The sequence below is a fragment of the Streptomyces sp. NPDC002144 genome (assembly GCF_053593695.1).
The window spans coordinates 1-25,061 of record NZ_JBSFDB010000004.1 but is presented as its reverse complement, the minus strand read 5'-3'; the positions used below and the strand labels follow the sequence as shown (position 1 = coordinate 25,061).

Here is a 25,061-nt window from a genome sequence, read left to right as displayed (position 1 = left end):
AATCGCGAGAACGAGCCGGAAAGCGACAGGGGCGACGCCCCCTGAAAATGACGCGAGCTGGGGCCCGCACCCCAAGGTGCGGGCCCCAGCTGCGAAGTATGCGTAGGTGCCGTGGTCAGGCCGGAACGATGTTCTCGGCGGTCGGGCCCTTCTGGCCCTGGCCGATGTCGAACGACACCTTCTGGCCTTCCTGCAGCTCGCGGAAGCCCTGGGTGGCGATGTTCGAGTAGTGGGCGAAGACGTCGGCGCCGCCGCCGTCCTGCGCGATGAAGCCGAAGCCCTTTTCGGCGTTGAACCACTTCACAGTGCCGGTAGCCATGTCATTTCTCCTTCGGAAACGGTGCTCGGAGTTCGCCTTGTGCGTCCTCCGTGTCGCCGTGATGATCAGCCCGTCGGAAAAATGAACCTTTTGGCAACCACAACTGCAACCTGTCTCAACAGTAGCACGGCGCACGGTCACCGCCGCGAAAATAATTCCGCTCCGCCGGATGGAGGAGGGAATAAATCTCCCCGCGCACCTGATTCTCTCTTCGCGCCGACAGATATCCGCCCCCTCAGCGGGCCAGGAGCGCGCTCGCGTCGAGGTGGAGCGCGGGGTCGGCCGCGGCGCTCATCAGCCGGGAGGCCTCGTCGGCGGGCTCCTGGGGCAGGACGACGAGGAGCACCCAGCGTCCGACGGTCTCGCAGTCCAGGGTGATGACGTGCTCCTGGCCCGCGGACCGGGCCGGTTCCACGGTGATCACTCGGCCGGGTGCCATCACCGTGTGCGGTGCGTCGGGCCACTGGGCGGCGTCCACGGTGACTCCCACCGTGGTGTACCGGTCCGGCTCCAACGCGGTGACGAGCGAGGGCAGTTCCAGTTCGAGCGCGTCGCAGCGCGGCCACCATGCCCCGTCCAGCGGTCCGTGGCTGACTCCCGTGGTGAGGGCCAGCCGGGGCAGGGGCATGCGGTAGGTGTGCCCGCCGTCCGCGGGCAGGTCGTCGGCAGGCGTTCTGCTGGGTTCCATCGTGCGGTCCCGTCCCGGGAGCCGAGGACGGCTGCCCGCGTGGTCACTCGCCGGGAACGGCACCGCCCGTCGCGCTGCGCGAAAAGCCCTCGGTACGGCTCAGGCTACGCCTGGACGGGGAGGAGCGGTTCGAGGAGCGGCGCCCGGCCGGTCAAGGCCGGTCACAGGGCCAGAACCGCGCGCACCCTGTTGCCGCCCCCGTCCACCCGATCGATGTCGAAGCGCTGTGCCAGGCACCGCACGATGGCGAGGCCGCGCCCGCTCTCGCCCCAGGTCGTCAGCGGCCGAACGCCGGGCCGGCCGGGGCTGCCGTCGTAGACCTCGACGGTCACCTGTGTGTCCGACACGTGCAGGCGCAGGCGACAGCTGCCGCCGTGCCGCGTGGCGTTGGTGACCAGCTCGGAGACGATGAGGGTCGCGTCGCCGATGTGCTCGGCGCCGAGCCCCGCCGTCCGCCCGTCGGGCCGGGCGAGGAACTGCGAGGTCAACTTCCGCGCCCTGCCCGCCGATTCGGCCTCGTCGGGCAGCACGTACTCGACGCGTGCGGAACGCCGATGGGTACGCCGACGCGTACGCATGGCGGATCACTCCCCTCCCGGGCCACCCGACCACCCTGGCCGTGGCCGCTCGCCGGGCCGCGGCGATTCCCACCCGGCCGGGCCTGCCCGGTGCTGATGCCCGGTACAGGTGATCGCCAACCGGAAACGGGTGAGCCGGGTGTCGCCGACGGGGCACGGTGCCTCGCCACGCAGGTCACGTGTTCTCTGCCGGACGGCGGCCTCCCCCTCCGTCCCGAAGGAGCGCGCTCGCGGTGAGGCGGAGCGCGGGATCGGCGGCGGCCGTCATGAGCCGCTCGGCCGTGGCCGTCTCGGTCCCGGGCGGAACGATCAGCAGGTCCCGGCGTCCGACCCCGTAGGCGAACAGCCGGATGGCGTGCGGGTCGAACCCGGACGTGAACCACGCTGCCCGCACCGTGTGGCCGGCGACGGGCAGGTCGCACGGTGCCTCGGGCCAGGCGCTGCGGTGTGCGGCCATCCGCGTCACACGCCCCCACGACCGGTCGAACGCCTCGACGAGAGCGGGCAGCTCGGCCGACAGGTCGTCCGAACGGGGCCACCACGCGCCGCTCACGGGACCGTGCGGGAAGGTCGGCGGACGCAGGGTGAGACGGGCGGGCCGAGGCGAGGACGGGCGTATCCGCCCGGACGAGGCGCGATGACCGGTGGGCGCGTTCATGTCGCGGTCCCTGTCCCCGGGCCGCCGGGCGACGGACCGGTGTCGTGGAGCGCCGAGAACGACACCGACGGGCAGCCGGCGTACGGGAAACTCCCGGTGCGCTCCACGCTACTCCGCCCCGGCGCGTGGACGGGCGGGCCTGTCCGACGCATTCTCCACGGCCCGCAGGGGTTCTCGCCCGGGCGAGTGAGGCTGCCGGACGACCGCCGCCGGGGTTCGAACGACCGGCGGCGGCCGTCGGAAGGTGCTCGCGCCGGCGGACCCGTGGCCGTTCGTACGCGCGGCTGCCGCCCGGTTCAGGCGCGCAGCAGCCGCCCGGTGATCTCCCGGTACTCCCGCAGCGCGAGCCGGAGTTCGGCGGACTGCGTCTCGGGGTCCTGGTCCTGCCATCCCGCGCGCAGGACGCGCCGACGTTCCGCGAGCGCGTTCGCCAGCGCCTCGGTGGCTTCGTCGAAGGCGCTCTCGGCCTCCTCCAGCGCCTGGTGCGGAGCGTCCGCGAAGGTGTTCACGGCGTGTCCGAGGTGCCGGACGATCGTGTCCCGTTCGTCCGGCGGGAGCAGCGGTTCCGGGCCCGGGGTGCGGCGCCCGGCGAGACCCGGGGGCCGGTCGGCGGGTTGCTGGGCGCGTGTCTGGTCGTACATCGTCTTATGCCACCGTTCCGTGGTGATGGGGGTCGCCGCCCGAAGACGCCCTTGGTCTTCGCGACGGCCTTCGTGGCCTCCTTCAGGCTGCCGGAAGCCCGATCGGCCCTGGTGTCACGGCCCTGCGCCGTCCCGTCAGTCAACGTCCGGCGGCGATCCGTGTCAACGCGGCACCGGCCCGAGCACACTCCGCCCGGGGGCCTGACCAGCAATCTCCGAGTGGTGCCCGGCACGGGGAGTACGGTGGGGAGAACGAGGGTGCGTCGTGCCTGTCCGAGAGGTCGTCTCCAGTACACCACCCATCCACCACGGGCAGCCCGTGACCCCGGCCGCACTTCAGCCCCAGCGGCCTCCGCCGAGGTCAGGAGCCCCTCCATGCCACCCAGCCGGCTGCTGTGCCCGACCCGGCGTGCCTGACATCAACCATCCCATCGTGCAAGGCAGTTGGCAGGAGCCGTCATGACCACCGCACTCCAACCCCCGCTTCCCTCCCAGCCCGTCCTGCGCCTGCGTCTGGCTCCCCACAGGGACCTGCCCCGGGCCATCGACGGCGCGTGGTGGCCTCGTTCGTACGACCTCCTCGCCGAACTTCCGCATCTGCTCGCCGGGTTGCCGCGCGCGTGGGGTCACATCACCAGCGTCACGGTCAGCGGGGCGACGTGGCCCGCGGTGCCCGGCCGGATGCTCGTCTCCAACCAGGTCGTACGGCTGCACAGGACACCGGCGGCATCCGCCTCGCGCACCGTCGTCCTGCTGGCCCCGGGCCGCGGGCGCTGGGACCTGCTGGTCGTACCGCCGGACACGACCGAGGAGGCCGCGGAACCGCTGATGTCAGCCGCCGCGGACGGTCGGACCTGAACAGGCCGAACGGAATCGGCCGGCCGTCGCCTCACTCGTGTCGGCCGTCCGCTCCCGGGGAGCGACTGGTCTCCAGCCACGACCGCGCCGGTTCCGCCGCCCGCGTCGTGTCCACGACGAGCTCGAGGCGCGTTCCTCCCCCGGCGCCCGCGGGATAGCTGCGCTGCTCGGTCGCCGCGAAGCAACGGCGGAGCACCTCCGCGACACGACGGGCGACCTCGGGGGAGGCCGCGACGATGCGTACGTCGGCGTGCCCTTCCGAGGGGGGTTGCTTGGGCTGCTGCATGGCGACCTCGGGTCGTCTGGGCACGGATGAGCGGACCGGATCTTCGACTCTACTCCGCCGCGTGTCACAGCTCACACGCGTGACCAGCGGCCTTCCCGGCCGCGGTCCCGTGACATCGCAGCCGAGCCGTAGAACGCCAGGTGGCGTTCCGCGGCGGTGGTCCAGGTGTGGCGGGCGGCGAGTCGGCGGCCACTCGCCCGCCGCGCGGCGGTGTCGTCCGTGAGCGCGGCGCCGAGCTCGGCGGCCAGGTCCTGGTGGGTGGTCGCGAAACGGGCGGCGCTGTCGAACACCTCGCGCAGTACGGGCAGATCGCGTACGACCAGCGGAACTCCCGCCGCGAGTGCCTCCATCGCGGCGAGTCCGAAGCCCTCCTTGACGGAGGGGAAGGCGAAAGCGGAGGCGGCGGCCACCAGGGGCGGCAGCTCGTCCTCGGCGACCTGGCCCAACACGACCGGTTCGACGCGGAGTTCGGCTGCGCGTGCCTCCCAGCGGGCTCGGTAGTCGCGGTAGTCGAAGAGGGTCTCGCCGCCCGCGATCACCAGCCGTACGTCCGGGTGGGCGGAGCGCAGCAGGGCGTAAGCCTCCAGCAGGTCCAGCGAGCCCTTGCGGGGTTCGATGCCGCCGACGGTGAGGACGTAACGGCCCAGACGGGCACGCCAGTGCGCGCGGGCGGCCGGCTCGGTGGTGGCGAAACGCTCGTAGGCCACTCCGTTGGGGATGACCGCCGCCTCGATGCCCCAGCCGTCGGCCAGTTCCGTGGCGACGGCCGCCGACACGCAGATGTGCGCGTACGGCTCGACGATGGCCCGCTCGTGGCAGACGGCCAGTTCGGGGGTGGTGAAGTGGTCGATGTGGTGGACCGTGCGGACGCAGCGGCCACCGACCGCGTTGGCGCTGATGCAGTCCTGGGCGTGGACGATGTCGTACGCCGCCGCGAAGGGCTCGAAAGCCGTGCCCAGGACGGCGATGGAGCGCAGGATCCGTTCGCCGACGGACTCCTCGGGCGGGCCGTCCGGGAACGGCACGATCCGCAGCCGTACGGCGGGGTCGACCGGCCGGAAGAAGCCCGCGTCTCCGCCGCGGCCCAGCGTCCACACCGTGACGTCCTGCCCGGCCGCGGCGAGCGCCTCGGCGAGGGCGAGGGTGTGGACGACGCCGCCGCGCGGCTTGGTGGAGTAGCTCAGCAGAGCGATCTTCACGACGGGTTCTCCCGGTAGGCGCCTGGCCGGCGTTCGTCGAGGTGGCGCAGGATGCGGCGGGCGCGCTCGATCTCCTCGGCGACGTCGATCTCGGCGACCGCGAGGCCGGCCTTGGACCAGGTGCGGGCGAGGATGTCCCCGCCCGGGCCGACCACCTTGGACTGGCCGAGGAACCGCATGCCGCCCATCGCGCCGGTCTGGTTGGAGGAGGCGAGGACGACCTGGTTCTCGGCGGCGCGGGCCTGGTCGTACAGGTCGAAGAGCTTGGCCTGGCGGTCCTGGGCCATGCGCGGGGCGCGGTTGGTGATGGACGTGGGCCAGGCGGAGAGACAGGCGAGGATCTCGGCGCCGTCCAACGCCAGAGAACGGGCCGACTCGGGGAACGTCTTGTCGTAGTCGATGAGCATGCCGACGCGGCCGACGGGGGTGTCGAAGGCGTCGAAGCGGTCACCGGGCGCGTACGCGGCGACCTCGCCGGCCGGCAGGTGGACCTTGCGGTGGCGGCCGAGGACACCGTCGCCGCTGACGCAGACCGCGGCGTTGTAGCGCTCGTCGCCGCCGTCCTCGCAGTAGCCGAGGCAGACCACCATCTCCGCGGCCAGACGGGCGACCTGGAGGATCAGCGGGTCGTCCGGCTTCAGGGCCGGCGGCAGGGCCTCGGGGTCGGGGTGGCGCAGGTCGGCGAGGTAGCCGCCGAGCGCGGCGTCGGGCAGGACCAGCAGACCGGCGCCGAAGGCGCGCGCGTCGTCGATGAGTTTGGCGATGCGGGCCAGGTCGAACTCCAGGTCGCGGCCGAAGTGGGCGGCCGCGGCCGCGATCCGGATGGTGCTCATGCGGTGACTGCTCCCGTGGAAAGGTCGTAGGTCTCGGGCCGCCGGTCGCGCAGGTGCCCCATCGACCGGCGGGCGGTTTCCAGAGCCTGTACGACGTCGAGTTCGGCGACGGCGATGCCTGCTGTGACGCCGGTGTCGGCGAGGATCTCGCCCCCGGGGTCGACGACCTTGGCGCTGCCGACGAAGCGTAGCGACCCGAACGTGCCCGCCTGGTTGGCCGACAGCCACACGATCTGGTTCTCCAGCGCGCGGGCCCGGTCGAACAGGTCGAAGCGGCGTTTCCAGCGGTCCTCTTCGAGGCTGGCGGCCGCGTTCGTACGCGATCCCGGCCACGCGGAGACACAGACCCCGATCGCGGCGCCGTCGAGCGCGAGCGCGCGGGCGGACTCCGGGAACGCCTTGTCGTAGCAGATCATCATGCCGATCCGGCCGACCGGGGTGTCGAAGGCGTGGAAGCGGTCCCCGGAGGAGTAGCTGGCGTCCTCGCTGAGTGGCTGGTGGACCTTGCGGTGGTTGCCGAGGACGCCGTCGCCGGTGACGCAGACGACGCTGTTGTAGCGGGCTTCCCCGGCCGCTTCGCAGTATCCGGCGACGACCGTCATCTCCCCGGCCAGGGAGGCCAGTCGGCGGATCTCGGGGCCGTCGAGGGCGAGCGCGGGCGGGCCCGCGTCGAGTTCGGCACGGTCGTCGAGGCTGAGCAGATACCCGCCGAGGCACGCCTCGGGCAGCGCCAGCAGCCGTACGCCCTCCTCCCGGGCCTCCTTGATCAGCCGTTCGGCGATCTGGAAGTCCTCCTCCAGGTCGCGGCCGAACTCGGCGGCGACGGCGGCCATACGCAGGGTGGTCATGCGGTCCCCATCCCGGTCACGGTGGACATGACCGCTTCGGTGATCTCTCCGTCGGGCCAGCGCAGCCCCACGCCTTCTCCTTCGGTGAGCTCCCCGCACACCGCGCCCGTGGCGGGTCCGGCGGGCAGGGGCGGTGCGCCCGGCTCGTCGGCCGTGAGCATCGCGAAGCCCGGGAAACAGGTGAACCAGTCGCCCACGGTCGCACCCTCCGGCCGGGGCACGGCGGCCACGTCGAGCACCGCGCGGCAGCCGCTCGCCTCCGCCAGCATGCCGAGGGTGCCGGCGACGCCCGCCATCGACACGTCCTTGGCGGCGGCGGGCCGCGCGGCGGCCACCGCGCCGGTCATGGTGCGCAGTTCGTCGCTGCGGCGGTGGCTGGTCGAGTCCCACTGGCGGCCCCGGTAGCCCGGCCGCCAGCGCCCGCCGAGGTCGGCGGTGAGCCGTACGGCGTGCCCGGGGCGGCCGCCGCCACCGGGCACCGGCCGGTCCGTGCGGCCGAGCGCGGTCACCGACAGGGCGGCCGGCACGCCGAGCTGGGTGTGCCCGCCGAGCACCGGGATGGCGTACGCCTGTGCCGCCCGGGCCAGTCCGGCCAGGACCCGGGCGGCGTGCGCGGCGTCGCGGGCGCCCACCGCGTCCAGCAGCCCGAGCGGTGCGGCGCCCATCGCCGCGAGGTCGTTGACGTTCACGAGGACCGCGCACCAGCCCGCCCACTCGGGGTCCCGTTCGACCATGGACGGCACGATCGCGTCGCACGCCGCGATCACGTCGGTGCCGGGGACCGGCGCGCCGTCGTCACCGACGAAGCCGCGGGGAGGTGCCAGCGCGGTGAGGAGCGGTCCGAGGGGGGACTTCGTGGCCGCCGCGAGGGCGGCGATGCGGCCGATCGGCCAGCGCATCAGGACGTGCGGCATGCCCGCGACCGTCGTGTCCCGCACCCGCTGCCAGCCGAGCCGCCGGAACAGCACCTCGTTGCGCGCCTGGACGGTAGCGTCGAACCGCAGCACGCCTTCCGCCTCGGCACGGGCACAGGCGGCCCGGACGAGCGCCGCGCCGATGCCGTGCGGGCCGCGGGCCCGGCGGGCGACGACCAGGCGCCCGCCCTGCCACCAGCCGAGGTCGGGACCGTCGTCGACCGGGCACAGGCGCACCCCGCCGACCACGGTGCCCTCCGGGTCCTTCGCGACCAGGACGACGGTCCGTGGGTCGGTGTCGTGGTCGTCCAGGTCGTGATGGGCGAAGAGCTGCTGCTCCTGGACGAAGGCGGCACGGCGCAGCCCCCGGTAGGCGGCCACGTCCGCCGTCCCGGCCGCCTCCTCTATGCGGAAGGCGGGCCGGCGGGCGAGCGTGCTGCGGTCGCCCAGCAGGGCCAGGATGTCCTGCGGAGCGTCCACGGCCGGCACGGCCACGGAACCGTCGAGGTTCACGGCGCTCACCCGCCCGCTGCCCGGAGCACACTGCAGGCGCCGCAGGCCGCACAGCCGGCCTTCTGGTCGGCGCCGCTCATCCCGGCGGCCCGCAGTTTCGCGGCGACGCCCTCGGTGACGTACGTCAGGAGTTCCGCGCGGGGTGCCCCGACGCCGTCGCGGGCGGCGAGGGTGCCGCTCATCGGGCGGAACGGGACGACGAAGGGGTACACCCCTCGATCGATCAACTCGCCTGCCCCTTTGATGAGTTCGTCGGGATCCTCGCCGAGTCCGACGAGGAGGTAGGTGGAGACGCGGTTGGGTCCGAAGACGCGCACCGCCTCGTCCCACGCGGCCTCGTACTCGGCCAGCGGGACCGTCGACTTGCCGGGCATCCAGCGTCGGCGCACCTCGTCGTCGAGGGACTCGACGTGGATGCCGATGGCGGTGGCCCCGGCGTCGTGCAGGGCGCGGATCCAGGCGAGGTCGCCGGGCGGTTCGCACTGCACCTGGACCGGCAGACCGGGTACGGCCGACAGCACGGCCCGGACCGACCGTACGAGGGTGCGGGCGCCGCGGTCGGGTCCGGTGGTGGTGCCGGTGGTCATCACCATCTGTTTCACGCCGTCGAGCCGTACGGCGGCCTGGGCGACCTCGGCGAGCTGTGCCGGGGTCTTGGCGGCCACGGTGGCGCCCGAGCGCAGGGACTCCTCGATGGTGCAGAAGCGGCAGCGGTCGGACTCGGCGTAGCGGATGCAGGTCTGCACGACGGTGGTGGCGAGGACGTCCGAGCCGTGCAGGCGGGCGATCTGCTCGTAGTGGATGCCGTCGGCCGTGGTCAGGTCGTAGAACTTCGGTCGCCGGACGGGTGTGAGGGAGATTCCGGTGTCCTCGTCACCGAGCCACACCTTGCCGTCCCGGACGGAGTAGGGACTGTGGGGGTTGAGCGGGAGCGCGGCGTTGGCACCGTCGACGAGGACGTGTCCGTCGTCGCTGGGCCCCGCGCCGTCCGGCCGCCGCACGGGCGCGTCCGACGCGACGCCGCGCAGGGCGAGTTCGGCGCGGGTCATGATCCGCACGTCCACCGCCGTACCGCTGTCACCGGTGCCAACGCTCACGTCGTGCTCCCTACAGCTGGTAGGTGGAGTTGATGATGGCGCCCTTGCGGGCGTAGTGGATCAGCGCGTCCTGGACGTCCAGGGGGTGGGTGGGGATGACGCCCTCGATGAGGTCCTCCTCGCGGGCGCCGTGCAGGGAGAGGCCGAAGCGGCAGCAGTAGACCTTGCCGCCCTCGGCGATGAAGGTCTTGAGCTGGTTGTTGATGTTGTGCTCGCCGGGGAAGGCGGAGTTGCCGGTGGTCGGGAAGCCGCGGGTGGCGAGGCAGTTGAGCGAGCCGGGGCCGTAGAAGTAGATCGCGGTCTCGAAGCCCTTGCGCAGGGCGCGGGTGGCCTGGAGGACGGCGACGAAGGAGACCGAGGACTCGTGGGCGATGCCGTGGACGAGGGTGAAGTAGGTCTCGCCGTTCTCGGCCTGGTAGTCGGGGAAGACCTTGGTGGAGCCGTAGATGCTGGTGCCCTCGGGGAGCGAGGGGTGCGGGATCTCGTCGAGGGACTTCTGCTCGACGTCGGAGAGTTCGGCGGTGACGACGGATTCGGACATGGCTGTCTCCTTGTGCGTACGGGAAGGGAGCGGGGGTCGGTCGGACAGTGGGGGTCGGTCAGTCGTAGAGGGCGGCGAACGTGTCCCGGAAGACCAGGTCGCCGAGTTCGCCGCCGCCGGTGGCTTCGGCGAGGCGGGCGTACTCGCCGGTGAAGTCGCCCCACGGCTGGTCGCTGGCGAAGAGCACCCGGTCGTGGCCGATGCCGCGGCGCTCGATCTCCTGGACCAGCCAGCGGGGAGTGAAGCCGATGGCCCAGGAGAGATCGGTGTAGACGCGCTTGCCGGCGCTGATCCAGTCGAAGAACCGGGAGCCGACGAGCTTGATGTGGCCGCTCATCCCGCCGCCGAAGTGCACGAGATGGACGGGCACTTGGCCGGCGTACCAGTCGACGAGACGGCCGACCTCGTCGATGTCGGAGGCGGCGCCGGGAGAGGTGTGGACGTGGACGACGAGGCCGTGCCGGGCGGCCTCGGCGAAGATGCGGTCCAGCTGGGGACGGCAGGCCGGGTCCGTGGGGCGGCCGCCCAGCAGGAAGCTCAGCTTGAGGGCCTTGACCCCGGGCTCGCCCGCCAACCGGAGGGCTGCTTCCGTGCGCTGGGCGTCCTCCGGCCGCGGGGACACCCACAGCCCGGCACGGATGCGGTCGTCGCTCTGCGCGGCCTCCAGCGCCAGTTCGTTGAGGGAGAAGGCGATCGCGGGGTCCGGGACGCCGTAGTTGGGGATGACCAGGGCCCGTTCGGTGCCCTCCGCGTCCAGGTCGGCGATGAGCTGCTTGACGGTGGCGCGGGCGGTGGTGTCCGGGTTGACGGGTGGGCCGCCGTAGAAGGGATGGGCGGGCAGGACGCCGATGTGGCGGTGTGCGTCGTGGACCATGGTGTGGTTCCTCAGCCGCGTGGTGCGGTTCCTCAACCGCATGGTGTTGTTCCTCAGCCGATCGGGAGGGCGGAGGCGAGTTCGCTGGGGGCTCCGGTGAGCGTGCCGCACACGTCGGCCAGGCGGCGCGAGGCGTCGATGTGGTCCGCGAGGAACTCGGCGTCCCGGCCCACCGCCTCGAAGCGGCCCGAGCCCCACGAGTACTGCCAGGGCAGACCGAGGAAGTGCAGGCCGGGCGTGCTGGTGGCGCCGCGCCAGTGCATCGGGTAGCCGCGGCCGTCGAAGACGGGTGCCTCGATCCACCGGTGGTCGCGCCGGAAGCCGGTCGACCAGATCACCGAGGTGATACCGGCGGCCTTCAGGTCCAGTTCCCGCGGCTGCTCGTCCGGCTCCCACACCGGGACGTACCGGGGCTCGGTCGGGGCGTCGATGCCGTGCGCGGCGATGTACGCGTCGATGGCGTCCTTGATGCCCTCGGCGACGGCGTCGGCGTGGTCCAGGTTCACCTTCAGGTCGTCGGCGAACTCCAGGCCCGTACCGCTGATTCCGGTGAGCCGCCCGTACAGCCGCATGCCGTCGCGGGCGAAGGCGCGCAGATCGATGTCGCGGCCGCCGTCGCGTCCGGTGACGTAGTGGTTGACCCGCATGCGCACGGCGGCGGCGTCGTCGAACTCGTCGATGGACCTGGTGTAGTGGCCCAGGTCGTCGAGCCAGGCCACGCAGTCGCGGCCGCGGTAGAAGCGGGCCACACGAGGGGCGCTGCCGACGGCCAGGTGCACCTGGCGCCCGGCGAGGTGGAGGTCCTCGGCGATCTGGCAGCCGGACTGGCCGGTGCCGACCACGAGGACGGCGCCCTCGGGGAGCTGGTCGGGGCTGCGGTAGCGGGAGGAGTGGACCTGGGTGATGCCGTCGGGCAGCCGCTGGGCCATCGGCGGGACGGACGGCGTGTGGTAGGGGCCGGTGGCGACCACCACCTGCTCGGCGGTGAAGTCCCCGGCGGTGGTGGACAGTTCGAACACCCCGCTCGGCGAGCGCCGCAGCCGGGTGACCGTCACACCCTCCACCAGCGGCGGCCGGAAGAAGGAGACATAGTCCTCCAGGTACCGGACGATCTCGTCACGGACCATGAACCCGTCCGGATCGTCGCCCTGGTACGGATAACCAGGCAGCCTGCACTGCCAGTTGGGGGTCACCAGGCAGAAGGAGTCCCAGCGCCGCTCACGCCATTCGTACCCGACCCGGTTCGCCTCGACGACGACGTGCTCGACACCACGCCGGCCGAGGCAGTAGCTCATGGAGAGCCCCGCCTGACCGCCACCGACCACGACCACCGGGATCGGGGCACCTCCCCTGCCCGTCAGGCTGTGAGGAAGGGCGCCGACCGGCCGTATCGCCGGAGCCGAGCTCACCGCGTGCTCCCGTCGGCGCCGGTCAGGGATTCGACCGTGACCTTGAGCGCGTACTGACCGCCGGGAACGAAATAGACCTCGACCACCGTGGAGGGGGAATAACAGCGCTGCGTGATCCCATCGGGCCGGCGCACATGAAAACGCATCTCGGGCATGACATCCTCCATGCCGGGCGCCGAGGTCTTGACACCTCGCCGCTGTCCATGGAGACCAACTCCAGCCCTCGGGGATTTCCGAACGAAGTCATCCGGAATAAAGGGGAGTTGCCAAGACCTCACGCCGGTGGAACGGAAATGCCGCGCCCATCAGCGACACCGGCTTCACCCACTCCTGGCACACCGAGCACGACCACTGTTCGAATCCCGGGCCGGGCACTGTTAGGCTGCGCTCCCCATTGTTAAACGCGCAACTAACGCGCACACCATTGCCAGGGGAGCGACCGGGGGATGGTCCTCGATGACGCGTCCGCGGAGTTCCACGAATTCTTCGAACGCCACTATGCCGAACTCGCCCGTCTGGCACACCTGCTGACCGGCGAGACCGACGCGGCGGACGACCTCGCGGCGGACGCCCTGGTCGCCCTGTGGCAGCGCTGGGACCGGTTGCGGCAGGCCGACCACCCGCTCGCCTACGCCCGCGGTGTGGTGGCCAACCTGGCGCGCGGACGGATCCGCAGCGCGGTGCGCGAGCGGCGCCGGATCGCACTCTTCTGGTCCCGCAGCCCCGAGAAGGTCGAGGGGCCGGACATGGCGGCCGTGCTGGACGTCCGCGCGGCGCTCGCCCGGCTGCCGTTCCGCAAGCGCGCCTGCGTGGTGCTGCGGCACGCCTTCGACCTGTCGGAGAAGGACACGGCAGCGGCGCTGGGCATCTCGGTCGGCACGGTGAAGAGCCAGACCTCGAAGGGAATGGCCGAGCTGGAAAGGATACTGGGCGCACGAGCGGCCGGGGATCTGGTGGCAGGGAGGAGGAACCGGTGAACGAGGAGATCGCCCGTCGGCTGAGCGAGGCCGCCGAGGCCCACCGGCCCGACCGTGCGAGGATGCTGGCCCGGGTGCAGCGCGGCATGGCCGGCCCCGCCGTCCGTCACCGCGCGCGGCCGTTCGCGAGGTCCGGGACCAGGGTCGCGCTCGCCGGGCTCGCCGCCACCGGCATCCTGACGACCGGCGGCCTCGCCGTCGCCGCCATCGTCGCGAAATCGTCGCCGTCGGCCACCGTGACCACCCCTGCCCCTTCGTCTCCGACCGCCGGCTCCCCGCACCCGACATCGGCCCGCCCCACCCCTGTCGCGCCGGCCCCGGTCACGACCCCGGGCAGCGCGCGCCCGACTCCGCCGGCCACCAGTCCATCGCCGACGCCGACCTCCGGCGAGAGCCGGAACGGGCCGCTGTGGTCGGCCGGCTCGGTGGACCCGCGCAGCAACGTCTACTGGACGCAGAGCGACGTCGCCCTCAAGACGACGCAGCCGCTCACCTCGCTCACGGTCGAGATCCGGATCGTGCAGACCGGCGGGGTGAAGAGCACCGGCACCTGGCAGACCCTGCCGAGTGGTGACTTCACCGTCACCATCCAGGAGGCGGGCGGCACGCTGGTCTATCGCTGGGTCCTCAAGCCTGGACTGACCGTGCCGGCCGGGAGCCATGAGTTCGCCGCGCAGTTCAACAACGGCACCGGCGGGAACGGCACCGGCGTGCGCGGTGCCGCGGGCGACGGCTACCGCGTCGACGCGCAGGGTTCGGGCGGCTCCGCGTCGGTCCGGGGAGGGTTCGTCCCGACCCGGTGAACGCCGGCGGGTCGCCGTGGAACCGGGTGGGGACGGTGACGGCGGCCGTGAGAATTCGTCCCTCGATCGCGGCAACCTTTGTGTCCATGGCGGCCACTGGCAGGTAACCGGGTCCGGATCAAGGCCCGCAGTGCCAGAAGGACATGCCGTTGTCAGAACAGAACCGCTCTCATCGCCGCCGTCCGGCCACCCGCCGCGTGCTCGCCGCCGCCGTGGTCCTCGCCGCCGCGGGTGCCGCCGTACCGCTGGTCGCGCTGGCCGCACGCACGCCGGAGGCCCCCACACCGACCCTGGCCGCCGCGGCGGCCGGCAGCGGCCGCTACTTCGGCACGGCGGTGTCCTCGGGCAGGCTCGGCGACTCGATGTACTCCAGCCTTCTCGACCGGGAGTTCAACATGATCACCCCGGAGAACGAGATGAAGTGGGACACCGTCGAACCGTCCCGCGGGAACTTCAACTTCGGCCCGGCCGACTCGATCGTGGGCCACGCGACCGCGCACGGCCAGCGCATGCGCGGACACACCCTGGTCTGGCACTCCCAACTGCCCGGCTGGGTCAAGTCCATCACCGACGCCAACACCCTGCGCAGCGTGATGGACAACCACATCACCACCGAGATGACCCACTACAAGGGCAAGATCTACGCCTGGGACGTGGTCAACGAGGCGTTCGCCGACGGCGGCAGCGGTCAGCACCGCAGCTCGGTCTTCCAGGACGTGCTGGGCAACGGCTTCATCGAGGAGGCGTTCCGCACGGCCCGGGCCGCCGACCCCTCGGCCAAGCTCTGCTACAACGACTACAACATCGAGAACTGGACCGACGCCAAGACGCAGGGTGTCTACGCGATGGTCAAGGACTTCAAGTCCCGCGGTGTGCCCATCGACTGCGTCGGCTTCCAGTCCCACTTCGGCACCGGCGGCCCGCCGTCGAGCTTCCAGACCACCCTGTCCAAGTTCGCCGCGCTCGGCGTGGACGTCCAGATCACCGAGCTCGACATTGCCCAGGCGTCCGCCACCGCCTACACCAACACCGTGCAGGCGTGCATGAACGTCGCCCGCTGCACGGGCATCACCGTGTGGGGGATCAGGGACAGCGACTCGTGGCGCACCGGTGAGAACCCGCTGCTGTTCGACGCGGGCGGCAACAAGAAGCCCGCCTACGACGCGGTACTCACCGCCCTGGGCGGCAGCGGCAGCGGCGGCGGGGCCACGGCTGGCGGCGGCACGACGGCCGGGGACATCACCTCCGGCACCGTCTACACGCTCTCCGACGTGGCCGCCGGACGTGTTCTCGACGAGCCCGCCGGCCAGAACGGCAATGGCACCCCGCTCCAGGTGTGGGACGCCAGCGGCGCCACCAACCAGCAGTGGCGGGCCACCAAGAACGGCGACGGCTCCTACACGCTGACCAACGTCGCCAGCGGCCGGGTCCTGGACGAGCCGGGCAACCAGACAGGCAACGGCACGAAGCTGCTGGTCTGGGACTCCAACGGCGGCGCCAACCAGCACTGGAAGGTCGCCCGGAACGGCGACGGCTCCTACACCCTGACCAACGTCGCCAGCGGCCGAGTCCTGGAAACCCCCGGCGGTCGGACCGCCAACGGCACTCCCGTCCAGATCTGGGATTCGAACGGCGGCGGCGCCAACCAGCACTGGAACTTCAAGCCGACCGCGGCGCCGAAGAGCGACACGTGTGCTCTTCCGTCGACGTACCGGTGGACGTCGACGGGTGCCTTGGCCCGGCCGGCGAACGGGTGGGACGCGGTGAAGGACTTCACCACCGTGACGTACAACGGCAAGCACCTGGTCTACGCGTCGAGCGTGGCGGGATCGTCGTACGGCTCGATGATGTTCAAGCCCTTCACGAACTGGTCGGACATGGCCTCGGCCGGCCAGACCGGCATGGGCCAGTCCGCGGTGGCTCCCACACTGTTCTACTTCGCGCCCAAGAAGATCTGGGTGCTGGCGTCCCAGTGGGGCGCGTCGCCCTTCGTCTACCGCACGTCGAGCGACCCCACCGACCCGGGCGGCTGGTCCGCGCCGCAGCCGCTGTTCACCGGCAGCATCCCCCGCACCGAATCCGCCACCGGCCCGATCGACCAGACCCTGATCGCCGACGGCCAGAACATGTACCTGTTCTTCGCCGGCGACAACGGCAAGATCTACCGGGCGAGCATGCCGATCGGGAACTTCCCGGGCAACTTCGGATGGTCGTACACGACGGTCATGAGCGACACGACGAAGAACCTGTTCGAGGCGCCGCAGGTCTACAAGGTGCAGGGCCAGAACCAGTACCTCATGATCGTCGAGGCCAGGGGCGCGAACGAGCAGCGCTACTTCCGCTCGTTCACCGCCACCAGCCTGAGCGGTTCCTGGACTCCGCAGGCCGCCGGCGAGAGCAGCCCGTTCGCGGGCAAGGCCAACAGCGGTGCCACCTGGACCAACGACATCAGCCACGGCGACCTGGTCCGCGACAACCCCGACCAGACCATGACCATCGACCCCTGCCACCTGCAGTTCCTCTACCAGGGCAAGTCCCCCACCGCGACCGGCCCCTACGACCGACTGCCGTGGCGCCCGGGCATCCTCACTCTGCAGCGCTGACAGCTACTCACCACCTCGCCGAGGAACCCCAGCCGTACGCCGGCTGGGGTTCCAGTCGTTGGGGGACCAGACGAAGGCTGATGACGAATGCGCCCCCATCGAAGAGATGGGGGCGCATTCGGATCATTCGTCGGCTTCGCCTACTTGAGGGGTGTACCGCCCGAGTTGTGGTACGCGATCGTCTTGTTGATCAGGTTTCCGCCGTCGGTTTCGACCGTGGTCTGTTCCTGCTGCCCTGGACCGAAGAACAGGCCGGCGACATGGGCGTTCGCCACCTGGTCCATGTGTGCGAAGAACCAGTCGACCTTGTCGTCCTTGTAATGGTTGAGGGTGTTGTTCTGCGCCATGTTGCCCACGGGGATCTGCCACAGGACGACCGGCTTGCCCACGGACTCGGACATCGTCTTGTAGAACTGCAGCGCGGCGGCGGCCTTCTGGTCGTTCCAGAAGTGGTCACTGCCGCCGTGGGCCGGCTGTGCGTACCAGCCCGCGTCGCGGTCCGAGACATCGGTGGCCAGGAAGTCCGCGTTCTTCGCCCCGAAGCTCTCGTAGGACTTGACGCAAGCCTGCGTGTTGGTCTCCCAGTCGAAGCAGGAGAGGTGCATCCCCGCCTCGGCGTTCGGCGCGTACTTGTGCGCCATCGAGATCAGGCACTGGGCGAGCCCGGTGGCGCTGTTCTCCTGAGATCCGCAGTCCGTCGGATTCGCGCTCTTCACCTGTGCGGGAACCTGGTGCGGATCGCCGAGCGAGCGGACGTAGCCCCAGAAGTCGGGCTCGAGGTCGATCGCGGCCTGCGTCTTGCCGATCTTCTGGAGGAAGAAGCGGTAGTCGTTCAGGTAGCGGGTGAGCAGGTCGGTCCGGTTGATGGCCTTGACCTCACCCGGACCGTCGCCCTCGCCCGCCGCATCGCCGAGGTCGCGCAACGAGTACCAGGTCCACAGCATCTTCTGCGGACGCGAGCTGCCCTTGTACGTCGCCTGGGACACCACGTCGTCCCGCCAGGTCACGTACGTGCCGGGCGCCGTGGTGCTGCCGTTCCAGCAGCCCCACCAGCCCGACCAGTCGTCGTGGCATTTCGCCGCCGTGTAGTAGTCCGACGAGGGCGCGGGCTGGCTGTGCACATAGGCGTACCGCACGTCGAACGGCGCGGCGGCCGCCGAGGCGTCGGACATCGAGCCGCCGATGAGCACCGTGCTGCTGCCCAGGAAGCGTGTCGTCGAGCTGCCGCCACCGGCCACGGGAGACGGCGTGGACGACGGGTGCGAGCTGCTCGGAGCCGGGCTGGTGGGAACGCTGCTGCTCGGCGCGGTGGGCGTACCGGAACTGCCCACGCTCCCGGCCGGGACGAGTTTCCACTGCTGATCGGCACCGCCCCGGTCGCGGTTCTGGACGACACCGCTCCCGTTGGCTTTGGCGGCGTTGCGGACATCGACGGCCATGCCACTGAAGCGATTGACCAAACGCACGTAGCCGTCCGGCGACTTGGCCAGTTTGAACTGCTGGTTGGTGCCGTTCAGGTCTTTCCACTGCACGATGGCGGAGCCGGCGGTCTTCGACCAGCCGAGGTCGTCCAGCACCTTGCCGGAGTTCCGGTTCTGCAGCCGGTAGTACCCGTCACCCGCGTCGATGAAGCGCCACTGCTGGTTGGGGCCGCCATGACGGCTCCACTGCACCACCGCCGCGCCGTCGTTCTTGGCGGAGGCGCGGTCGTCCAGCGCCTTGCCGCTGTTGCGGTTGACCAGGACGTACCACTTCTTCAGATCCATGGTCTTTTGCTGCGCCGAAGCCTGGCTGACCACGACAGCCGAGCCGGTCACGACCACCATGGCGAGACCCGCCCACAGACCCCGACGCGCGAGCAACCGACGGCCACGATGCTTCGGACGACCGCCGCGGCCGTGGGACGCCACCGATGACGCGGGTGGGCCGGGGACATGTCTGTGCTCTCGTTCCAGGGACACGCCTGTGCTCTCTTTCAGCCGTTGCATCTGACCAGGCCGCTTGGCCGGACACCCCTGAGTGGTCCGAGAGATCGAAAAGGTTGCCGCGACAGCCACAAATTTTTTTCGCCCTGACCACTTCCCGTCCGTCCGCCGCAGAGCACGGCACGGCGGGGCCGCAGGCCGTGGTGGCCGCGGCCCCGCTCGGGCGCCTGGGTCAGGACGGGTCGCCGTACTGGAGGCCGCGTCCGTTGGTGCCGATGTAGACGCGGCCGTAGGTGTCGGGGTCACCGGTGATGATGCCGAGGCTGCCGATGGCGCCCCACTGGTGGGCGTCGTCGTTGATGCGGAGCCAGGTGGCGCCCTTGTCGGTGGAGCGGAAGACTCCGGTGACGTCGTTGACGGTGCCGATCAGGTACAGGGCCTGGTAGGAGGCGCCGGGTGCGGCCTTGCCGAAGCCGAGGGCGGAGGCGGACCGCACCGTGCTGAGCGTGGTGAAGCTGCGGCCGCCGTCGGTGGAGTGCAGCAGGCCCTTGTCACCACCCGCGATCCACAGGTCCCCGGCGACACCGGGCACGGCCGCGAGCCGGCCCGAGGGCAGGTTGCCGGCGCGGGCGGTGAAGGTCGTGCCGCCGTCGGTGCTGGCGTAGAGCGTGCCGCCGACCAGGGAGTAGAAGGCAGTGGCCGAGGAGCGGTCGGCGACGACCACGGCGTCGGTGCCCAGGCCGCTGACCTTCGACCAGCTCGCTCCCTTGTCGGTCGAGCGGTACGGGGCCTGGCCCGATTCGGCCCAGACGATGGTGGAGCCGTCCGCGGAGAGGGCGACATGGCCGCTGTTCGCGCTGGGGACCGGTTCCGCGGTGAAGCCGTTCCAGGTGCTGCCGCCGTCGGTGGAGTAGGCGCCGTCCTGCGCGCCGCCGGTGCCGACGCGGACCATCACCGCGGGGGCCGACTGGGCGAAATCGATGTCGGTGCTGCTGCTCATCAGCGGGTTGTTCAGCCGTCCGGCGGGCACCTCGGTCAGGGAGTCGTGGCGGAAGCCGCCCTGGTCGCCCATGGAGGTGATGACGGTGGCGCCGCCGGGAGGGGCGATCGCGTCCGCCAGCGAGGTCTCCTCCAGCCCCCGGGCCCCGGAGGTCCAGTGGCTGGTGCCGCCGCTGTCGGAGGCGCTCGCGTCCTTGCTGCTCCAGATGCCGTTGCCGGTGCCGTACAGCACGTGCCCGGAGTCGAAGGGATCGATGGCCAGCGCGGTCATCCAGTGCCCGGTGTGGGTACCGACATACGGAGCGCCGGAGGCGTCCCGCTGCGACTTGTCGGCCAGGGCCTTCCAGGTCGTGCCGCCGTCGGTGGTCCGGTAGATCTCGTCCTCGGGCCACCACCGGTCCAGGGTGGTGACCATCACCGTGGACGGCTTCTGCGCGTCGACGGCCAGACCGGAGAACCCGTAACCGCCCTGCGAGGGAGAGATGTCCTTCCACGCGCCGCTGGTCGGCGTGTACTTCCACACCGAGCCCGCCGTCGCGTCCATGGGGCCGATGCTGTTGCTGTACGTCAGGTACAGCGAACCGTCGCCGGAGACGACACCGTGCTGCGGCATCTGGCCGGTGGGCCGCCCGGCAACGGCCTGCCAGCTGTTGCCGCCGTCGGTGGAGCGGTACAGGGAGGTGTCCTTGTCGTTGACGCCGACGTAGACCGTGTTGCTGCCGGCCGGGCCGTACGTCACGAAGGAGATGCCCGCGCCGCTGCTCGCCCCGTCCTTGACGGGGAACGAGGAGACCTGACCCCATGTCGCGCCGTAGTCGGTGCTGCGCCACAGGCCGTTCTTACGGGTGCCCAGCAGCAGGGTGCCGTGGTTCGCGGGGTCGATCACCAGCCGCTCGCCCGCCCCCCGGCCGGGTTCGTTGCCGCCCACCTTGAACGGCAGATCGGTCCGCTGGAAGGTACGGCCCCGGTCGGTGGAACGCAGGATCGCGCCGTTGCCCGCCCACTCGTTGGTGTAGGTGCCCGTCGCGAGGTAGAGCCGGCCCGGGTCGACGGGGTCGGTGGCCAGCGCGTCGATGCCCAGCAGGTTCCAGTCCTTCTCGCCGAGCCAGTCGGTCAGCGGGATCCACTGCTCGGCCGCGGTGTCCCAGCGGTAGGCGCCGCCCATGTCGGTGCGGGCGTACAGCAGGCCCTTCTCCTTCTGGTTGAACACCAGCCCGGTGACGTAACCACCGCCCACCACCTGGGCGTTCTTCCACACATACGGTCCCGCCGCGGCCGTGGCCGTGGTCTGAGTGCTGCCGGTCCCGGACGTCTGGGGCTCGGCCACCTGCACCAGCTTCCACTGCTGGTTGGTGCTGCCCCTGCCGGGATACTGGATGATCGGCGCGCCCTGGGCCGTGGAACCTCCGGAGACGTCCAGGACCTGGCCGCTCCTGCGGGAGGTGAAGGTGACGGCGTCGGAACCGCTCACATCGTCGATCCGCCACTCCTGGGACGTGGAGGAGCTGTCGGTCTGCTGCTCGGCGGCGGCCGCCTGGGCGGTCGAACCGCCCGCTATGCCCAGCACCTTGCCGCTGTTGCGGTTCACCAGCTCGTAGTAGCCGTCCCCGGTGGGTCTGAGCTTCCACTGCTGGTTGGCGGTGTTCTGGTCGGTCCACTGCTGGATGCGGGTGCCGTCGGCCGTGGAGAAGCCGTTGACGTCCATCACCTTGCCGCTGCGCACCGAGACCAGCCGGTAGTAGGCGTTGCCGTCGATCGTCGCGGCGTGCGAGTCCTCCTGCGCGAACAGGAGGTACGGCACGACGATGGCGGGCACGCCGAGCAGCAGAGCGGTGGCGGTCCAGCGACGGCGGTGACGCCCGCGGCGGCCGCCGGTCGTGGGGTTGTTCATGGGGAGGTGTTCTCCTTGCACGGGGGATGACCGGATCCGACGCCTAGTGGTCACAGACTCCGCACAGGGTTGCCGCGAGCAGGGAACTTCTTCGGTTCACCTCGTGGCCCGGAAGGACACCGAGCCTGGCGCCCCCGGGCCGGTCCCTTCCGGGCGCACAGCAAAAAGGCCCGGGTCTGTGACCTGGGCCTTGATCATGGAGCGGGTGACGAGAATCGAACTCGCGCTCTCAGCTTGGGAAGCGACGGCGCTTGCGGAGGTGAATAGCTTCTGACCTGGGCGTATGTGCTGTGACGTGACGTCCGAGGGTGCAGGATCGCACCTCTGTTGACCGTGGTTTACCGGTCTTATGGGCACGCTATGGGCACGCGGTCGGCTCGGAGGCGCGGGGAGCGCTTCTCACGGGCTGACGGAAAGCCGGCTTCCGGAGACGAGCCCCGGTCGGCAAGGTGCCGTTGCAGGAGCACATGGAAGCGCCGGTGTCCCGGTCGTGCCTGGCGGGTCAAGAGTGGTCGAGAGGCCCGCTACTCCGGCACAACGACTCCGTTGACCGTCTGCCTAGAGCAGGTGACGCCCTGCCTCGGCAGTCGAGGCAGGGCGTCACCGGTGGGTTGCGCGGCAGGAAGCATTCATGCCGTCGAGCTCGTTCAGGCCATGTCGAGCCCGAACTTGCAGGCCAGGGTCTGGTGATAGGTCTGACCGGCCTGGGTGTAGTCCGCCTCGCAGCCCGAGATGGGTGCCTTCACCTGTGCGGTGACCTTGAGCCGTACCACCGCGTACTTGTCGCTGAGCGCTCCCGGCTTGATCGTGTACGGGTGCCCGGCGTAGTTCGGGTACTTGTCGAGGTCCACGTCGCCGGCGGTGGGGTGGGCTGTCTCCTGGTAGCCCAGCCGGTAGCCGGGTGTGTCCTTCACCGAGTAGACCGCGTAACCAAGGACCTTGGCACCTGCCGGGACGTTGAGGAGCTTGACTCCCGTGACGGAGACGGCTTGTTTGGACGTGTTCCTCGTGAGGGGGAAGGCCATGCGGTAGACGTCGCCGACCTTCACGTCCGAGAAGCCGAGGGAACCGGATGTTCCCGGCCCCTCCGCCTGCAGCGCCGTCCCCGCCGTGACCCGGTCCGTGCCCGTGGCACCCGCGCATCCTGTCGCGAAAGCCAGCAGCGCTGTCACGGCGAGCGCCCAGGCGCGGCCGCTAGTACGAGTAGATGACACCGGGGTTCCCAGAAATCTTGCCCTTGGCGCCCCAGATGTCGTGCTCCGCGCTACCCGACCCCGCGGTGAGTTTCTGGAAGTGCGAGGTGCCGTACTCGGTGTCGAGGCTGATCGTCACTCCGAACACCTTGGCGGCGTAGCCGATGGTGATGGAGGTTCCGGAGGTGATGGTCGCGTACTGCTTCTTGCCGAGAACCGCACGATAGGCCGGGTTGGAGTTCCGGTACGACGCCACTCCGTCCTTGTTGCGGACATCGCCGCCGTATCTCGCCGTGTCACCCCCGGCAGGAATGTCGTACTTGACCGGGAGAATGGAGTACGAATGCGTGACCCTGTGGTTGGGGCAGGCGAGCTGATGGTCGACGTCCTGGTATTCGACCGGAATCTGGAATCGCTTGGCCCAGTGCGGGCCCTGGTTCGCGAAGCCCACGGCGTGGCCGGTGCTGCTCTTGCGCGAGACCTTTCCGGTGATGGACCAGTGCTCGCCATCGACGCTGGTTGCCACGCCCCAGGTGCTGGACAGGGTGTTGTTGTACTCGAAGGCGGCGGTGGTGTCGTAGTACGCGTGCGCCTCACCGACGGAGGTGTAGTAGTCGTGCTGCTTGATCACGTGCTTGCTCGGCACGCAGGTCGGCACGCCGATCTTCGGCTTCACGGCGCTGTAGTCCACGCCGTCGACGACGTCCGGATTGAAGGTGGTGGCCGACGCGCCGTCCGCCGACTGCCAGGTGCTCATGGGCGTGTCGGAAGGGGTGTCCGCGGTGTCGACCAGGGTCGAGTCCGCTGGAGTCACCTGCGTCTCGTCCGTGTCGGGGTGGATCGCCACGGTGTCCGTCGCCTCGGCACGGGCCGCGGCCGAGCCCTCCGTGGTCGCGGAACCGGTGGCCACGCCCGCGTCCACCTAGTCGGTACCGGTCAGCACAGTGCCGTCCGGGGCCTGACCGTAGAAGGACGCTTCCAGGGAGAGCACGCCTCCGTTGTCGTCCGCGTAGGTCTGCAGATTGCTGGGGAGGGTCGAGGGCAGCGTGAACGACCAGCTGCCGTCCGCGGCCGTGGTCGCCGTGCCCACGGTCGTCGGCGTGATCGTGCTGCCGTCCGCCGGCAGCGCCTCGTCCACCGGGGTCAGGGTCACCGTGGCGCCGGCCAGCGGTGAGCCGTTGCCCAGGGTGAAGATGCCCTTGACCGTGGCGGCGCCGGACACGGGGGTCAGGGTGCCAGGGCTGGGCGCCGCGGTGATCGTCGGCCCGCTGGAGGGCAGCGCTGCGCCGTCCGTCGGCTTGACTTCGGTGTCCGACGGCGAGGGCGAAGTGCTGGGGGCCGGGCTGCTGGTGCTGCCGCAGCCCGGTGAGTCGCTGGTGCTCTGTGTGCAGACGGCATGGGCCGGCGACGACAGTCCCAGGCCGATCACCGCTGATGTGGCGACGACGCTCAACGCAGTTGCCAGAGACAGACGTCTGCCAGATATTTTGGTCGTGAAGGAAATCCCCGATTCCCCTGTTTCACCGACGTACCCCCGATTTTGCGGGTCGCTCGGTGGGTCAAATGAAGCCCCACAAAGTGTGGCTGTGAATTCGGCGGGGACATGGCGATCGCCGTTGATGTGCCCCCCGCTCGCGCCTCGCTGATCTGGTCGTTTGCGGCGTGACTGGAAGCTAGCCCGGTGAAACTTGAAAGGTCAATAATCTTGGTGATCGCTTTACCATCGAGATTGACGCGCTTCGCCGCCAAGCTCAGATCCGCCTCAAGTCTTACGAAGGCCGCCGGATTTCATGGTCGCCTCAGGGGCTGGGAGTGTAAACCTTAGGGCGGATCCGGAAATCACGGGAGAGACGTCAAGTGACTGACACCGCAGTGGAGTTGGAGACCGCCGAGCCTGTCGAGAGTGCCCAGCCTGGGCAGCCTGTGCCCGTGTCCGACGAGCAGTTGGTCGAGATGCTGGTGGAGCGGGCCCAGTCGGAGGGCTTCAGCTGACCGGGCAGCGCGTGCTGCTGCAGCAGCTGACCAAGCCCGCCCAGCTGGAGCGTCCCCACTGCAGCCGGGCGACGGGTGAGGACACCTTCCCGATGCCCTCACTGGTGATTCGGAGCCGTCGTCCGCGCGGATGGGTCTCTCCCCTGTCCGAACGGGTTGCCGCCCTCCGCATGGATTGCGACGGTGACCTCCCCAACCGCTGGATCGACACCATCACCGTCGGCGACTTGATTCCCGGGATCAGCCCCGTCCTCCGCACCTACTACGCGGCCGACTCAAGCTGACCTCACCGATCACGAGCGCCCGATGACCTGCCGGTCGCCGGGCGATGGCGTCCCGCGTGATGGTGTAGCCGATCGGCGTTGAGTAGTGCGCCGGTGTGCTCCGGCTGGTGGCGCCCGCTCCCTGCGCACGGGGTGGGC

The 25,061-nt window shown here is 70.5% G+C and carries 26 protein-coding genes; 6 read left to right on the top strand and 20 right to left on the bottom strand.

The annotated features are described in order from the left end of the window. Positions 1 to 115 precede the first annotated feature (115 nt). The 5 genes from ACWCQ1_RS07305 to ACWCQ1_RS07285 form a co-directional block, all read right to left on the bottom strand. Entirely contained in the window at positions 116 to 319 is a 204-nt protein-coding gene (locus tag ACWCQ1_RS07305) for a cold-shock protein (RefSeq protein WP_133044118.1), read from the bottom strand. Positions 320 to 554: 235 nt separating this feature from the next. After that, positions 555 to 1,007, bottom strand: coding sequence for a DUF5994 family protein (locus ACWCQ1_RS07300; RefSeq protein WP_133044119.1), 453 nt, complete (start codon positions 1,005 to 1,007; stop codon positions 555 to 557). 161 nt (positions 1,008 to 1,168) lie between these two features. Beyond that, positions 1,169 to 1,585: an ATP-binding protein gene (locus ACWCQ1_RS07295; RefSeq protein WP_451026029.1), complete on the bottom strand. Its 417-nt coding sequence runs from the start codon at positions 1,583 to 1,585 to the stop codon at positions 1,169 to 1,171. A gap of 175 nt (positions 1,586 to 1,760) precedes the next feature. Further along, on the bottom strand, positions 1,761 to 2,243 hold the full coding sequence (locus ACWCQ1_RS07290) for a DUF5994 family protein (RefSeq protein WP_358597816.1): 483 nt from the start codon (positions 2,241 to 2,243) through the stop codon (positions 1,761 to 1,763). Positions 2,244 to 2,539: 296 nt separating this feature from the next. Then, complete coding sequence (locus tag ACWCQ1_RS07285) at positions 2,540 to 2,884, bottom strand: hypothetical protein (RefSeq protein ID WP_133044122.1); 345 nt, start codon at positions 2,882 to 2,884, stop codon at positions 2,540 to 2,542. A 459-nt stretch (positions 2,885 to 3,343) separates the two neighbouring features. Here ACWCQ1_RS07285 and ACWCQ1_RS07280 point away from each other — a divergent pair, with 459 nt between their 5' ends. Continuing rightward, positions 3,344 to 3,742, top strand: a complete 399-nt coding sequence (locus ACWCQ1_RS07280) for a DUF5994 family protein (protein ID WP_133044123.1) — start codon at positions 3,344 to 3,346, stop codon at positions 3,740 to 3,742. A 31-nt stretch (positions 3,743 to 3,773) separates the two neighbouring features. Here the strand turns inward: ACWCQ1_RS07280 and ACWCQ1_RS07275 are convergent, their stop codons facing one another. From ACWCQ1_RS07275 to ACWCQ1_RS07230, 10 genes are all read right to left on the bottom strand, one after another. Next, complete coding sequence (locus ACWCQ1_RS07275; RefSeq protein WP_133044353.1) at positions 3,774 to 4,028, bottom strand: hypothetical protein; 255 nt, start codon at positions 4,026 to 4,028, stop codon at positions 3,774 to 3,776. A 71-nt stretch (positions 4,029 to 4,099) separates the two neighbouring features. Next, a complete protein-coding gene (locus tag ACWCQ1_RS07270) occupies positions 4,100 to 5,227 on the bottom strand; it encodes an MSMEG_0565 family glycosyltransferase (protein WP_451026028.1) in 1,128 nt (375 codons plus the stop codon). Next, the gene (locus ACWCQ1_RS07265) at positions 5,224 to 6,060 is read right to left on the bottom strand and encodes a carbon-nitrogen hydrolase family protein (RefSeq protein ID WP_358597822.1); all 837 of its coding nucleotides are present in this window, start codon (positions 6,058 to 6,060) and stop codon (positions 5,224 to 5,226) included. The genes ACWCQ1_RS07270 and ACWCQ1_RS07265 overlap by 4 nt, the downstream gene beginning before the upstream one ends. Next, a complete protein-coding gene (locus ACWCQ1_RS07260) occupies positions 6,057 to 6,908 on the bottom strand; it encodes a carbon-nitrogen hydrolase family protein (RefSeq protein WP_358597825.1) in 852 nt (283 codons plus the stop codon). The genes ACWCQ1_RS07265 and ACWCQ1_RS07260 overlap by 4 nt, the downstream gene beginning before the upstream one ends. Then, positions 6,905 to 8,335, bottom strand: coding sequence for an MSMEG_0567/sll0787 family protein (locus tag ACWCQ1_RS07255; RefSeq protein ID WP_451026027.1), 1,431 nt, complete (start codon positions 8,333 to 8,335; stop codon positions 6,905 to 6,907). Before ACWCQ1_RS07255 ends, ACWCQ1_RS07260 begins: the two co-directional genes overlap by 4 nt. 5 nt (positions 8,336 to 8,340) lie before the next feature. Further along, positions 8,341 to 9,432, bottom strand: coding sequence for an MSMEG_0568 family radical SAM protein (locus tag ACWCQ1_RS07250; RefSeq protein ID WP_451026026.1), 1,092 nt, complete (start codon positions 9,430 to 9,432; stop codon positions 8,341 to 8,343). A 10-nt stretch (positions 9,433 to 9,442) separates the two neighbouring features. Beyond that, positions 9,443 to 9,973 carry an MSMEG_0572/Sll0783 family nitrogen starvation response protein gene (locus ACWCQ1_RS07245; RefSeq protein WP_059193510.1) on the bottom strand — a complete coding sequence of 177 codons (531 nt, stop codon included), beginning with the start codon at positions 9,971 to 9,973 and terminating at the stop codon, positions 9,443 to 9,445. Positions 9,974 to 10,031: 58 nt separating this feature from the next. Further along, on the bottom strand, positions 10,032 to 10,889 hold the full coding sequence (locus ACWCQ1_RS07240; RefSeq protein ID WP_358597834.1) for an amidohydrolase family protein: 858 nt from the start codon (positions 10,887 to 10,889) through the stop codon (positions 10,032 to 10,034). A gap of 11 nt (positions 10,890 to 10,900) precedes the next feature. Continuing rightward, a complete protein-coding gene (locus tag ACWCQ1_RS07235) occupies positions 10,901 to 12,256 on the bottom strand; it encodes an MSMEG_0569 family flavin-dependent oxidoreductase (RefSeq protein WP_451026025.1) in 1,356 nt (451 codons plus the stop codon). Further along, positions 12,253 to 12,411 carry a hypothetical protein gene (locus tag ACWCQ1_RS07230; protein ID WP_358597839.1) on the bottom strand — a complete coding sequence of 53 codons (159 nt, stop codon included), beginning with the start codon at positions 12,409 to 12,411 and terminating at the stop codon, positions 12,253 to 12,255. Before ACWCQ1_RS07230 ends, ACWCQ1_RS07235 begins: the two co-directional genes overlap by 4 nt. A 291-nt stretch (positions 12,412 to 12,702) precedes the next feature. Between ACWCQ1_RS07230 and ACWCQ1_RS07225 the strand changes: the two genes are divergently transcribed. The 3 genes from ACWCQ1_RS07225 (at position 12,703) to ACWCQ1_RS07215 (ending at position 16,639) form a co-directional block, all read left to right on the top strand. Then, positions 12,703 to 13,233 carry a SigE family RNA polymerase sigma factor gene (locus ACWCQ1_RS07225; protein ID WP_133044127.1) on the top strand — a complete coding sequence of 177 codons (531 nt, stop codon included), beginning with the start codon at positions 12,703 to 12,705 and terminating at the stop codon, positions 13,231 to 13,233. Then, complete coding sequence (locus ACWCQ1_RS07220; protein WP_451026024.1) at positions 13,230 to 14,036, top strand: hypothetical protein; 807 nt, start codon at positions 13,230 to 13,232, stop codon at positions 14,034 to 14,036. The genes ACWCQ1_RS07225 and ACWCQ1_RS07220 overlap by 4 nt, the downstream gene beginning before the upstream one ends. A 143-nt stretch (positions 14,037 to 14,179) precedes the next feature. Beyond that, positions 14,180 to 16,639, top strand: coding sequence for a non-reducing end alpha-L-arabinofuranosidase family hydrolase (locus tag ACWCQ1_RS07215; RefSeq protein ID WP_451026023.1), 2,460 nt, complete (start codon positions 14,180 to 14,182; stop codon positions 16,637 to 16,639). A 140-nt stretch (positions 16,640 to 16,779) separates the two neighbouring features. On the opposite strand, the gene ACWCQ1_RS07210 is transcribed toward ACWCQ1_RS07215, so the two are convergent. The 5 genes from ACWCQ1_RS07210 to ACWCQ1_RS07190 form a co-directional block, all read right to left on the bottom strand. Then, positions 16,780 to 18,465, bottom strand: coding sequence for an RICIN domain-containing protein (locus tag ACWCQ1_RS07210; protein WP_451026022.1), 1,686 nt, complete (start codon positions 18,463 to 18,465; stop codon positions 16,780 to 16,782). A gap of 331 nt (positions 18,466 to 18,796) precedes the next feature. Next, the gene (locus ACWCQ1_RS07205; protein ID WP_451026021.1) at positions 18,797 to 21,454 is read right to left on the bottom strand and encodes an RICIN domain-containing protein; all 2,658 of its coding nucleotides are present in this window, start codon (positions 21,452 to 21,454) and stop codon (positions 18,797 to 18,799) included. Between the two features lie 647 nt (positions 21,455 to 22,101). Then, on the bottom strand, positions 22,102 to 22,626 hold the full coding sequence (locus ACWCQ1_RS07200; protein WP_266583319.1) for a hypothetical protein: 525 nt from the start codon (positions 22,624 to 22,626) through the stop codon (positions 22,102 to 22,104). Between the two features lie 22 nt (positions 22,627 to 22,648). Continuing rightward, positions 22,649 to 23,557 (bottom strand): hypothetical protein, encoded by a 909-nt coding sequence (locus tag ACWCQ1_RS07195; RefSeq protein ID WP_358597858.1) that lies wholly within the window; start codon positions 23,555 to 23,557, stop codon positions 22,649 to 22,651. A 12-nt stretch (positions 23,558 to 23,569) separates the two neighbouring features. Then, positions 23,570 to 24,100 (bottom strand): hypothetical protein, encoded by a 531-nt coding sequence (locus tag ACWCQ1_RS07190; protein ID WP_358597861.1) that lies wholly within the window; start codon positions 24,098 to 24,100, stop codon positions 23,570 to 23,572. A 404-nt stretch (positions 24,101 to 24,504) separates the two neighbouring features. On the opposite strand from ACWCQ1_RS07190, the gene ACWCQ1_RS07185 reads away from it, so the two are divergent. Then, positions 24,505 to 24,639, top strand: a complete 135-nt coding sequence (locus tag ACWCQ1_RS07185) for a hypothetical protein (protein ID WP_358597864.1) — start codon at positions 24,505 to 24,507, stop codon at positions 24,637 to 24,639. An 11-nt stretch (positions 24,640 to 24,650) separates the two neighbouring features. Beyond that, positions 24,651 to 24,923 (top strand): hypothetical protein, encoded by a 273-nt coding sequence (locus ACWCQ1_RS07180; protein WP_358597867.1) that lies wholly within the window; start codon positions 24,651 to 24,653, stop codon positions 24,921 to 24,923. Positions 24,924 to 25,061 lie beyond the last annotated feature (138 nt).